The sequence below is a fragment of the Streptomyces sp. NPDC032721 genome, assembly GCF_055579625.1.
Map to the genome: position 1 here is coordinate 921,793 of NZ_JBVIMX010000001.1, position 12,627 is coordinate 934,419.

The following is a 12,627-nucleotide window of genomic DNA, read 5'->3' on the forward strand; positions in this document are numbered from 1 at the left end:
TTTATCGCCCGGTCAGGGCCTTTTCAGCAGGTCGTACGGGGCGTCCGGTCGTACGGGGCGTCAGTCGCGCGCCGCGTCCACCGTCGCGCTCTCCAGGCGTCCGTCGATCTTCGCGACCAGGCCGGTGACCTGGCGGGCGATGTCCGGTGCGGTCAGCCCGATCTCGGCCATGACCTCCTTGCGGGAGGCGTGGTCCAGGAAGACCGGCGGGATGCCGAAGTCACGGAGCGGTACGTCGACGTCCGCGTCGCGCAGCGCCTGGGCGATCGCCGAACCGACGCCGCCGACGCGGGAGTTGTCCTCGACGGTGACGACGACGCGGTGCTGCTCGGCGAGCGGGGCCATCGCCTCGTCGACGGGCTTGACCCAGCGCGGGTCGACGACGGTGGAGGAGATGCCCTGGGCGTCGAGCAGCTCCGCGATCTCCAGGCACATCGGCGCGAGGGCGCCGACCGAGACCAGCAGGACGTCGGGCCGGGCCACGTCGGTGACCGGCTTGCGCAGGATGTCCATGCCGCCCGCCTTGCCGACGGCCTTGACCGCCGGGCCGACCGCGCCCTTGGAGAAGCGGACGACGGTCGGGGCGTCCTCGACCGCGACGGCCTCGCGCAGCTGGGCGCGGACCTGGTCGGCGTCGCGCGGGGCGGCGATCCGCAGGGTCGGGACGACCTGGAGGATCGACATGTCCCACATGCCGTTGTGCGAGGCACCGTCGGTGCCGGTGACGCCGGCCCGGTCCAGTACGAACGTCACACCGCACTTGTGGAGGGCGACGTCCATCAGGACCTGGTCGAAGGCACGATTGAGGAAGGTGGCGTAGACGGCGAAGACGGGGTGCAGGCCGCCGGTGGCGAGGCCCGCCGCCGAGACGGCACCGTGCTGCTCGGCGATGCCCACGTCGTACACCCGGTCGGGGAACGCCTTGGCGAACTTGTCCAGGCCGACCGGCTGGAGCATGGCCGCGGTGATCGCGACGATGTCCTCGCGCTCCTTGCCGAGCTTGACCATCTCCTCGCCGAAGACCGAGGTCCAGTCGACGCCGGAGGAGGCGATGGGCAGGCCGGTGTCGGGGTGGATCTTGCCGACGGCGTGGAAGCGGTCGGCCTCGTCGGCGAGGGCGGGCTGGTAGCCGCGGCCCTTCTCGGTGAGGCAGTGCACGATGACCGGACCGCCGAAGCGCTTGGCGCGCTGGAGGGCGGACTCCAGGGCCTCGATGTCGTGTCCGTCGATCGGGCCGACGTACTTGAGGCCGAGGTCCTCGAACATGCCCTGCGGGGCGATGAAGTCCTTGAGGCCCTTCTTCGCGCCGTGCAGCGTCTCGTACAGCGGCTTGCCGACGACCGGGGTGCGCTCCAGGAGGTCCTTGCCCTTGGCCAGGAAGCGCTCGTAGCCGTCGGTGGTGCGCAGGGTGGCCAGGTGGTTGGCGAGGCCGCCGATGGTGGGTGCGTAGGAGCGCTCGTTGTCGTTGACGACGATGACCAGCGGGCGGTCCTTGGCGACGGCGATGTTGTTCAGCGCCTCCCAGGCCATGCCGCCGGTCAGGGCGCCGTCACCGATGACGGCGACGACCGCGTCGTCCTTGCCGAGCACCTCGTTGGCCTTGGCGAGGCCGTCGGCCCAGCCCAGGACCGTGGAGGCGTGGCTGTTCTCGATGACGTCGTGCTCGGACTCGGCGCGCGCCGGGTAGCCGGAGAGGCCGCCCTTCATCTTCAGCCGGGTGAAGTCCTGGCGGCCGGTGAGCAGCTTGTGCACGTAGCTCTGGTGGCCGGTGTCCCAGAGGACCTTGTCCTTGGGGGACTCGAAGACCCGGTGCAGGGCGATGGTCAGCTCGACGACGCCCAGGTTCGGGCCGAGGTGTCCGCCGGTCTTGGACACCTCGTCGACGAGGAAGGTCCGGATCTCCGCGGCGAGCCGTTCGAGCTGCTCCGGGGACAGCCGGTCCAGATCGCGCGGTCCCGTGATTCGGGTCAGCAGGGCCACCCGTGCCTCCTAGCGGTTGAACTGGCTTACATGCACATGAAGTGCTTGGACGTTCGTGCCGATCTGACGAGTCTAATGTTCCGCGCGCGGCGCCCGTCAGCGGGCGGTGCGATGTGTGTCACGCGAATGGGTGCACAAAGGCACAGATGTGCCCGGCACCGGGTGTCGGTGCCGGGCACAAAGCGGCCGGACTGTTAGGCGCGGCCCGCGGATTTCCGTGCGCGGCCGGGTGTACGGCTAGGCGCGGCCCGCGGATTTCTGGGTACGGCGGGAGACCGAGTCGATCACCACGGCGGCGAGGAGGACCGCGCCGGTGATCATGTACTGGATCTCGCTCGCCATGCCGAGCATGTTCAGGCCCTGCTGGATGGCCTGGATCACGATCATGCCGAGCAGGGCGGACCAGACCTTGCCCCGGCCGCCGAACAGGCTCGTACCGCCGATGACGGCGGCGGCGATGACGAGCATCAGGGTGTTGTTCGCGCCGAGGCTCTTGGTGGCGCCGCCCGAGAGGCTGGCCAGGAAGAGTCCGCCGAAGGCGGCCAGCAGGCCGGAGATGCCGAAGACGGTGATCCGGATCCGGTCGACGCTGATGCCCGCGCGGCGGGCCGCCTCGGCGTTGCCGCCGACCGCGAAGACCTGACGGCCGAAGGTGGTGCGGCGGGCCACGAAGTCCGCGACCAGCAGGACGGCCAGGAAGAGGACCAGGGCGAGCGGCAGGCCGCGGGCTCCGACCGGCTCGTTCAGGAAGTACGCGACGACCAGGCACATCACCGCGACGACGATCGTACGCAGCGCGATCTCGCTGTTCGGACGGGACGGCAGGGCGGCTGCCCGGCGGCGCTTGCTGTCCAGGAACATCGAGAGGGCGTAGAGCACGATCGCGACGATGGCCAGACCGTAGGCCGCGAACTTGTCCTCGAAGTAGTAGTTCGTCAGGTTTTCGACGACGCTGCCGGTCGGGGTGTTGATCGAGCCTTCCTTGCCCATCAGCCAGATCTGCAGACCGCTCCAGCCGAGGAATCCGGCCAGTGTGACGACGAAGGCCGGGACGCCGATCTTGGCGAAGAAGAAACCGTGCAGCAGACCGAGGGCGAGGCCGGAGAGCAGCGCCACGACGATGGCGAGCCAGCCGTTCCAGCCGTTGGAGACCTGGAGGACCGCCCATATCGCCGCGCCGACGCCCGCGACCGAGCCGACCGAGAGGTCGATCTCACCGAGCAGCAGGACGAAGACGATGCCGACCGCCATGATGCCCATGCCGGAGCTGTAGACCGCGATGTTGGCCAGGGAGCTGGCGGAGAGGAAGTTGCTGTTCTGCAGCTGGAAGACGATCGCGATGACGATCAGGCCGATGACGACGGGCAGTGAGCCGAGCTCACCGCCGCGCACCTTGCGGCCGAACTCGGAGAGGTAGCCCTTGAAGCCCTCCTCGCGGACGAGGAGGCGCGGGTCGACGGCCGGGGCCGCCGGCCCTGCCGCGGCGTCCGCCTCCGGAGGGGTGGTGTTCCCGGAGGACTTCTTCTCGGGGGTCTTGGCGAGGTCGCTCACTTCGCGTCCTCCTTCGTGGCCGCGGCCGTACGCGCCTTGCGACGGGTCACGGCGTTGTCCGTGGCCCCCGTGATGGCGGAGATGATCACTTCGTGGGAGGTCGTCTTCACGTCGAAGACACCGTTGTTGCGGCCCAGGCGCAGTACCGCGACCTTGTCCGCGACGGCGCGTACGTCCTCCATGTTGTGGCTGATGAGGATGACGCCGTGGCCGCGCTCGCGCAGCCGCTCGACCAGGTCGAGGACCTGTGCGGTCTGCTCGACGCCGAGGGCGGCGGTCGGCTCGTCGAGGATGACCACCTTCGGGTCGCCGACCAGGGCGCGCGCGATGGCGACGACCTGGCGCTGACCGCCGGAGAGCGAGGCGACCGGGATGCGGACGCTCGGGATCCGGATGGACAGGGTGTCCAGCAGTTCCTTGGCGCGCTTCTCCATCGCGATCTCGTCGAGGACGGAGCCGCGGCGGATCTCGCTGCCGAGGAAGAGGTTCGCGACGACGTCGAGGTTGTCGCAGAGCGCCAGGTCCTGGTAGACGGTGGCGATGCCCAGGTGCTGGGCGTCCTGCGGCCGGTTGACGTGGACGGACTTGCCGTCCCATTCGATGGTGCCCTCGTCGATCGGGTGGACTCCCGAGATCGTCTTGACGAGGGTGGACTTTCCGGCGCCGTTGTCGCCGACGAGGGCGACCACCTCGCCGGGCTGGATCTCCAGGTCTACGTCGGTGAGCGCCTGGACGGCGCCGAACCGCTTGGAGACTCCGCGCAACGCCAGCACGGGCGTAGCGGACACGTGAATCATCTCCTTCGCCGCCTGACCGGCGGGGATGGTGGTGCGTGGTGCACAAGGGGGGCTGGCGGGGGTGGGGGGCTTGCGGGCCGGGAGGCCCCGCCCGTGCGGGGGCGGGGCCGGCCACCGGCCGGGTACGGATTGCCTGAAGCGTGCTGCGCGCTTCAACTCACGTACCAGAAAGCGGTGTTACTTGATACCCGCCGCGTCGCAGGCCTTCTTGAAGTCGGCCGTGCAGAGCTCGGAGGCCTTGTAGACCTCGTCCTTGATGACCGTGCTCGCGATGTTCTCCTTGGTCACGACCTGCGCGTCGTACAGCTTGGACGGGGTGCCCTTGAACTCCCCGGAGATGCTGTCGACCTTGGTCGGAGCCAGGTCGTCGAACTTCTCGCCCTTGAGGATCCGCACGGCGATCTCGGCGGTGGTCTCGGCCTCCGGCTTGATCTGCTTGTAGATCGAGAAGGCCTGGTCGCCGGTCAGGATGCGCTGAAGACCCGCGAGCTCGGAGTCCTGGCCGCCGACCGGGACCTTGATGCCCTGCTTCTTGAGGGCGGTGATGATGCCGCCGGCCATGCCGTCGTTGGCCGAGTAGACGCCCTGGAAGCCGTCCTTGCCCAGCGAGTCGATGGCGGCACCCATCTTCTTGTTCGCCTCGTCCGGGGACCAGTCCGGGATGTCCTGGGAGTAGACGATCTTCTTCGTGTCCTTCTTCAGGACGTCCTCGGCACCCTTCTTGAAGAAGCCGGCGTTCGGGTCGGTCGGGGACCCGTTGATCATGACGACGTTGGAGTCCTTGGCCTTGGCGCCGAGCGCCTTGACCAGGGCCTGGCCCTGGAGGGTGCCGATCTTCTCGTTGTCGTAACTGACGTACGCGGAGATCGGGCCCTCGCTCAGACGGTCGTACGCGACGACCTTGACGCCCTGCTTCGCCGCCTGGGTGATCCAGGCCTTGGGGGCCTTGAAGTCGACCGCGTCGAAGATGATCACCTTGACGCCCTGCGTGACCAGTGCGTCGAACTGCTTCTTCTGCGTCTCGATGTCCTGCGCGGCGTTGTTGTACTTGACCTCGCACTCCGCACAGAGCGCCTTGATCTTCTTTTCCATGATCGGGCGGTCGAAGGTCTCGTAGCGCGTGGTCTTGTTCTCGGGCAGCAGCAGACCGATGGTCTTGCCGTCTCCGCCGCTGCCCTTCGTGCCACCGCCCTCGCCCTTGTCGCCCTCGCCCGCCTTGCCGCAGGCGGAGAGCGAGACGGCCATGGAGATGGCGGCCGTGGCTATGACGACGCGACGCGTCATTGCGTTCATGTGGATTGCCTCCCTGACGAGGCCGCGTCGTTGCGGCCGAGGTGTCTGGAAGTCAACTCGCGCGTCGCCATAGCGTCAAGGAGTAAACCCTTAACGAGATGACAACGGTGCCATTCGTTATCTAAGTGAAGGCGGGGGCTGAACGCTGGTCTGCACCAAAGGAGTTGGCCGTTCGGGAGGTGTCCAGAAGCGTGGAATCTCCCATTTCGCTCAGTACGAGAGCGAGGGCGCCCAGCACCTCCGCACGGCCGCCCAGCGCCCCCGGCAGCACGCTCAGGTGGCGGGCCGCGCTCGGGATCGCGTACCGGGACACCGAGTCGCGGATCGGGCCGAGCACCAGCTCACCCGCCTCGGCGAGGGCACCACCGAGGACGACCCTGCTGGGGTTGAGGAGGTTGCAGAGGTTCGCGACCCCGCTGCCGATGTGGCGGCCGACGTCCGCGACCACCCGGCGACAGCCCGGGTCGCCGTCGCGCGCGAGCTGGACGACCCGCTCCATGGTCAGGTCGGGGCCGTGCGAGGGCATCAGCAGCGGCAGCACGTAGCGGGCCGCGGTGAAGGTCTCCAGGCAGCCCCGGTTGCCGCAGCGGCAGACCGGGCCCGACTCGTCGAGCGTGATGTGGCCGATCTCCCCCGCCGTGCCGCCGGGGCCCCGGTAGACCCGGCCGTCTATCACCAGGCCGGCGCCGACACCGCTGGCGACCTTGATGTACGCGAGGTCCTTCACGCCGCGCCCGCCGCCCCAGACCAGTTCGCCGAGCGCACCGAGGTTGGCGTCGTTGTCGACGTACACCGGAACGCCGAGCCGCCCCGAGAGCTCCTCGCTCGGGTTGATGCCCTGCCAGCCCGGCAGGATCGCGGTGGAGCCCAGCCGTCCGGATTCCACGTCGATCGGTCCCGGCACGCCGAGACCGACGCCGATGACCTTGTCCTGGGTGATGCCGGTGGCCTCGATCAGGCGCTTCACCAGCTGCTCGGCCCGGTCGAAGCCCTGGGCGGCGGAGGCGTCCACGTCCAGCGGTTCGGACTCCTCGGCGAGCACCTGGTGGGCCAGATTGCCGACCGCCACGCGCAGGTGGGTATGGCCGAAGTCGACGCCGATGACCACGCCCGCGTCCCCGCTCAGCGAGACGCTGCGGGCCCGGCGGCCGCCGGCCGAGGTCGGGGTGACCTCGACGGTCCCGCCGTCCTTCAGCTCGCGCACGATGTTGGAGACCGTGGCGGCGGAGAGACCGGTGCTTCTCGCGATCTCCGCCTGGGTCAGCGAGCCCGCCATGCGCACCGCGCGCACGACCCGCTCAAGATTGGCCCGGTGCAGGGACGTCTGCGATCCCGGAGTCTCCATCGACTCATCCACTCCTGATCCCGGCGGGCGGCACGACGGCCGTCCGCTCCGGGGCCGCGACTGTGGGGCCCCGCCGTTCTTCCAACATGTGAACCCTAAGCAGAGACTTTGCCGCCCGCTCCCGTCAAGACCTTGAGCGAAGAGCTTGCACTGCGCGCCCCCGTTCACCTCCCGCACACACGAAAGCGCCTGCCGACCGTGGCCGACAGGCGCATTTCGTACCGTACTCACTGTCTGTACTGACTGTGCGGGTCCCCTACTTGACGGAACCCGCCGTCAGTCCGGAGACCACGTGCCGCTCTATGAAGGCGAACAGGATGATGACCGGAACGATCGCCACGACGGACGCGGCGAACAGGTAGTTCCACTGCACCGTGTAGGCGCCGATGAAGTTGTTGATGCCCACCGTCAGCGGCTGGCTGGCCGGGTCGGTGGTCAGGGTCAGCCCCATCGCGAACTCGTTCCACGTCGTGATGAACGTGAAGATGAGCGCCGTCACCACGCCGGGCAGCGCCAGCGGCAGCGTCACCCGGATCATCGCGCCGAAGCGGCTGGTGCCGTCCACCATCGCCGCCTCCTCCAGCTCCTGGGGAATGGAGCCGATGTAGGCGGTCAGGATCCACACCGCGAAGGCCAGGTTGAAGGCGGCGTTCGTGATGATCAGCGTCCAGACCGAGTTCAGCATGCCCAGCTGGTAGAACTCGCGGTACAGACCGATCAGCAGCGCGGTCGGCTGGAACATCTGGGTGACCAGCACCAGGAGCAGGAAGAACTTCCGCCCCCGGAACTTCATCCGCGCCGTGTAGTACGCGGCCGGCAGCGCCACGAGCAGCACCAGCACCGTCGCCCCGCCCGCGACCAGCAGCGTCACCTGGAGGTTCTGCCCGAGCTCGGACTCCTTCCAGACGTCGATGAAGTTCGACCACTCGAAGCTGCTCGGCAGATAGGTGCGGTCGCGCAGCTCCGACTTCGGACGCAGCGCCGTGATGATCATTTCCAGGTACGGGGCCAGGAACAGCGCGGCGAGCCCCCAGGCCACCACGGCGATCACCAGGGTGCGCGGCCGGAAGGTGCGCTTCGGACGCTTGAGGGAGGGGCCCGTCGTCTTCGGCCGGGCGGCCGTAGCGGTGGCCATCAGTCCTCCTCGTTCCAGCGGCTGACCTTCAGGAAGATCAGTACGAGCACCACGACCAGGATGAAGTTGACGACCGACATGGCCGCCGACTCCCCGATGTCGGTCTCCTTGAGCTTGTACATGAACACCATCGATGTGGAGGTGTCGTAGCCCGGCCCGCCCTGGGTCATGGCCCAGATGATCGGGAAGGAGTTGAAGACGTTGATCAGGTTGATGACCACGCCGATCAGGAACGCCGGACGCAGCATCGGCAGGGTGATGTGCCGGTACGTCTGCCAGGTCCCCGCGCCGTCGATCCGCGAGGCCTCGTACACCTCACCGGGGATCGTCTGGAGCCCGGCGAGCAGGGTGTACGTGGTGAAGGGCAGCGACACGAAGACGGCGACGGCCATCATCCACGGCCAGGCGGACGACGCGGTGCCCAGCCAGTCCTCGGGCTTGTCGATCAGGCCGAGGTCCATCATCAGCGTGTTGAGCACACCGGCGGTCTGGTTCAGCATCCACTTGAAGCCGACGGCGGTCATCAGCACGGACGCGGCCCAGGGGGCGATGAGCGCCCAGCGGGTGATCGTACGGCCCGGGAACTTCTGGTTGAAGAGCTGGGCGAGGGCCAGCGAGATCAGCATCGTGAAGGCCACGACGACGACCGTCCAGATCACCGTCCAGACCAGGACGGCCCCGAGGTCGGTCTCCTCGAAGAGCTTCTTGTACTTGTCGGTTCCGGCGCTGCCGCGCACCTTGCCGGAGATCGAGATGTTGAGGAACGAAGTGCGGATCAGCTCGACGACCGGCCAGACGACCACGAAGAGGATCAGCAGGATGACGGGCGCAATCCAGGGCAGCGGGCCGAGCCTGGCCAGTCCGCTGCGGCGGCTCACCGGCCTGGGGGCGCGCCCGCCCCGTCCCCCGCCTGTTTCGGCGGGGGACGGAGGGGCCTTGAGTGACACGGTTTCTCCTGGGAGAGAGTGCGAGGTACGAGGTGAACGGGCTTGGTCAGCGCGTTACTTGGCGGCCTTCGCCGCGTCCTCGGCCTTCTTCTGGAGGTCGTCCAGGACGCCCTTCGGGTCCTCACTGGCGGCCTTGCCGCCGGTCTTCTTGATCTCGGCGGAGATGACGTCCCAGGCGGTGTCGTTGACCGGGTAGAACTTCGCGGTCGGCAGCGCCTCGAAGAAGGGCTTCAGCGACTCGTGCTTGGGGTTGCCCTGCATCTCGGCGACCGCGTCCGTGGTGACCGGCATGAAGTTGTACATCTCGGCGAACGCCACCAGGTTCTTCTTGGTGTACGTGAAGTCGAGGAACTTCTTCACGGCCTCCTTCTCGGCCTTGCCGTCCTTGAACGCCATGGTCCAGTCGGCCACGCCGAGGGTGTTGGTCAGCGGTCCGGTCTTGCCGGGGATGGTGGTGACGCCGTACTCGACCTTGCCCTCCTGCGCCATCTGGACGACGCTCGGGTGGCCGTTCATCATGCCGACCTTGCCCGCCGCGAAGTCGGCGAAGGCCGTCTTGCGGTCGGTGGAGGCGGGGTTGGCGTAGGTGAGGCCGGGCTTGACCAGGTTGTCCTGGAGCCACTTGAAGGTCTCGATGTTCGCCGGGCTGTTGATGGTGTACTTGCCGGCCGCGTCGGTGTAGCCGCCGCCGTTGCCCATCTCCCACATCATCGTCTCGCCCTGGGCCTCCTCGGGCCCGAGCGGGAGGGCGTACGGGGTGTCCGCGGCCTTCTTGTCCTTGATCTTCTTCGCGGCCTCGGCGACCTCGGCCCAGGTGGTCGGCGGCTTGGTGATGCCGGCCGCGCTGAACACCTTCTTGTTGTAGAAGAGCACGCGGCTGGAGGAGACCCACGGGATGCCGTACGCGGCGCCCTTGGCCTCGCCCGCCTTGGCGAAGGCGGGGACGATGTTGGCCTTGGTGGCGGGCGACAGCACGTCGTCGACCTTGTAGAGCAGGTCGTCGGCGACCTTGTCGGCGTAGCCGCCGGTCTGCAGGATGTCCGGCTCGTTCCCGGCCGAGATCATGTTCTTTACGTTTTTGTCGATGTCGTTCCAGTTGATGACCTGGACATCCACCTTGTAACCGGAGTTGGCGGCCTCGAAGTCCTTGGCGACCTTGTCCCAGAAAATCTTCGAGGCGTTGGAGGCCTTGTCCCCGTAGTCGGCGGCGACGACCTTGATGGTCTTGCCCTTGCCCTCGCCGCCCCCGCCGTCACCGTCGCCGCCGCAGGCGGTAAGTCCCAGCGCCATCACGAGCGTTGCCGCGCCGGCGGTGATTACCCGATTCCTCATGCTGTCCAACCCTTCGACATCTGCGTCGACTTGCGGTCTCTTCCGGGGTCGGCCCCGGACCCACCGGCCCGGGTGGAAGATCTCCCCCGCAGCTCCGTGGCGCAGACACTACTCAGGCTCCGCGAAGACGCAACAGGCCTAGACCACTTTCGTGTCCAAGCCGAAATGAGCCTTCAAAAAGGTTCCTTCGCAAGTCACTCGCGGGCCTGCCCGGGGGCCGTACGGGAGTGCCCCTGAGCAGGCCCGACAAGCGCTGCCGTGCACGCGAAGGGCGCGCGGACTACTTGAGGGCGCCCGCGGTGAGTCCGGCCTGCACCTGCCGCTGGAAGACCGCGTAGACGACCAGGACCGGGACCATCGCGATCGTCAGACCCGCGAACAGCGCGCCCCAGTCGCCCCGGTAGCCCTGGGCGATGGCCAGCGAGGCCAGGCCCTGCGGCAGCACGTAACTGGTCTCGTTCTCGCTGTTGAGGAGGAGCGGCAGCAGGTACTGGTTCCACTGGCCGAGGAAGTTGAAGATGCCGATGCTGACCAGTCCCGGCTTGGCCATCGGGAGCATGATCTGGAAGAACGTACGGGTGTGGGAGGCGCCGTCCATCATGGCCGCCTCCTGCACGCCGGTGGGCAGCGTGCGGAAGAAGGAGGTCAGGAAGAAGGTGGTGAAGGGCAGCGAGTAGGCGATGTACGAGATGATCAGGCCCAGCTTGGTGTCGAGCAGCTGGAAGTTCTCCATCACCGCGAACAGCGGGATCAGCGCCAGGATCACCGGGAACATCATGCCGCCCGCGAAGAGCATGAAGACCACCCGGTTGCCCGGGAAGGTGAAGCGGGCGATCACATAGGCGGCCATCGACCCGAGCAGCATGGTCCCGGTCAGCGAACCGGCAAGGACGAGCAGGGAGTTGATGGCGTACTGCCCGATGTGTGCCTTGGTCCAGGCGTTGGCGAAGTTCTCCCAGTGCAGCGAGGAGGGCAGCCCCATCGGGTCGTTGAGGATGTCGCCCGAGGTGCGGAACGCGGTGATCGCGACCCAGATCAGCGGGCCGGCCGCCATCACCACCCACAGGACGAGGAAGGCGTGCGAGAACACGTTGAGGGTGGCGCCCTCGCGGACCGGCTTCGTGGGCGCGGATGCGGGTGCGGGTGCGGCGGATCCGTCGGACCGGGCCCCGGCGTCGAGTGTCGTCATGGTGCTGTGGCTCCCAGGTCTTCGCTTCTCAGTATTCGATCCGGTCGCGGTTCCCGACCCGCATGATGATCAAGGAGAACACCACGCTGAGGACCAGGAGCACGACGCCGATGGAGGTGGCGTAGCCGAACTGGCCGTCCCGGAAGCGTTCGTAGAGGAAGACCGGGGTCACCTTCATGGCGTGCTTGGGCATCATCACGAGGACGATCGCGAAGGAGTCGAGGGCCTGGATGCCCATGTAGATCCAGCCCGTGCGTACGGTGTCCCAGATCAGCGGCAGCGTGACCTTGAAGAACGTGGTGCCCCGGCCCGCCCCGTCGAGCAGCGCGGCCTCGTAGATGTCCTTGGGGATGGCACCCATGGCGGCCGAGAACAGCACCACGTAGAAGCCGACGAAGCTCCAGCAGATGACGGTGAGCGTGGCGATCAGGGCGAGGCTGTACTCGCCGCCCAGCCAGGCGGGGCCCTTGATGCCGACCGAGTTCAGACCGCCGTTGAGCAGACCGCTGTTGGTGTTGAAGACCCGGCCCCAGACCACCGCGATGATGGCGACGGAGAGGACCTGCGGGAAGAAGTAGACGACCTTGTAGACCGAGGAGCCCGCGACGCCCGCGATGGCCTGGCCCTTACGGTGCCGGCCGCCCGCCGTGATCATGTAGGCGAAGAACATGCCCAGGATCAGGGTGATGAGCGGGGCGACGACCAGCAGGGTGAGGCTGGTGGTCGTGGACTCCCAGAACCGCTCGTCGTTCCACATCTTGACGTAGTTGTCGAAGCCGATGAAATTCGCGATCGGCCCGCCCGCCCAGTCGGTGAACGAGTAGTAAATCGCCTGAATGAAGGGCGAGATGACGAATACCGCGTAGAAGGCCAGCGGAATGGCCAGGAAGCCCGCGATGAAGCGGTACTTGTCGAGGGTGCGGTATCTGCGGTCGTAACGCACCCGCTCGGGGGTGAATCGGGGCGGCAGGAGAACTGCCAGCACGAACAACAGCCGGTTGGGGGGCTTTTCGGCCCGTGTCTCAATACTCATGCCGCTCCGATTTCACCCGCTCGGA

10 protein-coding genes are annotated in these 12,627 nt (G+C 67.5%); all 10 read right to left on the bottom strand.

The annotated features are described in order from the left end of the window. Window positions 1–60: 60 nt before the first annotated feature. Window positions 61–1,980, bottom strand: coding sequence for a 1-deoxy-D-xylulose-5-phosphate synthase (dxs, locus tag ACZ5PB_RS03945; RefSeq protein ID WP_468687527.1), 1,920 nt, complete (start codon window positions 1,978–1,980; stop codon window positions 61–63). A gap of 237 nt (window positions 1,981–2,217) precedes the next feature. After that, complete coding sequence (locus ACZ5PB_RS03950; protein WP_468687529.1) at window positions 2,218–3,531, bottom strand: sugar ABC transporter permease; 1,314 nt, start codon at window positions 3,529–3,531, stop codon at window positions 2,218–2,220. Then, entirely contained in the window at window positions 3,528–4,328 is an 801-nt protein-coding gene (locus ACZ5PB_RS03955) for an ATP-binding cassette domain-containing protein (protein ID WP_468687531.1), read from the bottom strand. The genes ACZ5PB_RS03950 and ACZ5PB_RS03955 overlap by 4 nt, the downstream gene beginning before the upstream one ends. Window positions 4,329–4,505: 177 nt before the next feature. Continuing rightward, entirely contained in the window at window positions 4,506–5,621 is a 1,116-nt protein-coding gene (locus ACZ5PB_RS03960) for a sugar ABC transporter substrate-binding protein (protein ID WP_468687533.1), read from the bottom strand. 121 nt (window positions 5,622–5,742) lie between these two features. After that, window positions 5,743–6,966: an ROK family transcriptional regulator gene (locus ACZ5PB_RS03965; protein WP_468687534.1), complete on the bottom strand. Its 1,224-nt coding sequence runs from the start codon at window positions 6,964–6,966 to the stop codon at window positions 5,743–5,745. A gap of 256 nt (window positions 6,967–7,222) precedes the next feature. Then, window positions 7,223–8,101, bottom strand: a complete 879-nt coding sequence (locus tag ACZ5PB_RS03970; RefSeq protein WP_468687536.1) for a carbohydrate ABC transporter permease — start codon at window positions 8,099–8,101, stop codon at window positions 7,223–7,225. Continuing rightward, entirely contained in the window at window positions 8,101–9,048 is a 948-nt protein-coding gene (locus ACZ5PB_RS03975) for a carbohydrate ABC transporter permease (RefSeq protein WP_468687538.1), read from the bottom strand. Before ACZ5PB_RS03975 ends, ACZ5PB_RS03970 begins: the two co-directional genes overlap by 1 nt. A gap of 54 nt (window positions 9,049–9,102) precedes the next feature. Further along, a complete protein-coding gene (locus ACZ5PB_RS03980; protein ID WP_468687540.1) occupies window positions 9,103–10,380 on the bottom strand; it encodes an extracellular solute-binding protein in 1,278 nt (425 codons plus the stop codon). A 280-nt stretch (window positions 10,381–10,660) separates the two neighbouring features. After that, window positions 10,661–11,569, bottom strand: a complete 909-nt coding sequence (locus ACZ5PB_RS03985; RefSeq protein ID WP_468687542.1) for a carbohydrate ABC transporter permease — start codon at window positions 11,567–11,569, stop codon at window positions 10,661–10,663. 28 nt (window positions 11,570–11,597) lie between these two features. Next, on the bottom strand, window positions 11,598–12,602 hold the full coding sequence (locus ACZ5PB_RS03990) for a carbohydrate ABC transporter permease (protein WP_468687544.1): 1,005 nt from the start codon (window positions 12,600–12,602) through the stop codon (window positions 11,598–11,600). Between the last annotated feature and the right edge of the window lie 25 nt (window positions 12,603–12,627).

Bases quoted from the DNA above. Each gene is read 5' to 3' on its own strand.
- ACZ5PB_RS03955 (WP_468687531.1), bottom strand. From the start codon at position 4,328: ATGATTCACGTGTCCGCTACGCCCGTGCTGGCGTTGCGCGGAGTCTCC.
- ACZ5PB_RS03960 (WP_468687533.1), bottom strand. From the start codon at position 5,621: ATGAACGCAATGACGCGTCGCGTCGTCATAGCCACGGCCGCCATCTCC.
- ACZ5PB_RS03965 (WP_468687534.1), bottom strand. From the start codon at position 6,966: ATGGAGACTCCGGGATCGCAGACGTCCCTGCACCGGGCCAATCTTGAG.
- ACZ5PB_RS03970 (WP_468687536.1), bottom strand. From the start codon at position 8,101: ATGGCCACCGCTACGGCCGCCCGGCCGAAGACGACGGGCCCCTCCCTC.
- ACZ5PB_RS03980 (WP_468687540.1), bottom strand. From the start codon at position 10,380: ATGAGGAATCGGGTAATCACCGCCGGCGCGGCAACGCTCGTGATGGCG.
- ACZ5PB_RS03985 (WP_468687542.1), bottom strand. From the start codon at position 11,569: ATGACGACACTCGACGCCGGGGCCCGGTCCGACGGATCCGCCGCACCC.
- ACZ5PB_RS03990 (WP_468687544.1), bottom strand. From the start codon at position 12,602: ATGAGTATTGAGACACGGGCCGAAAAGCCCCCCAACCGGCTGTTGTTC.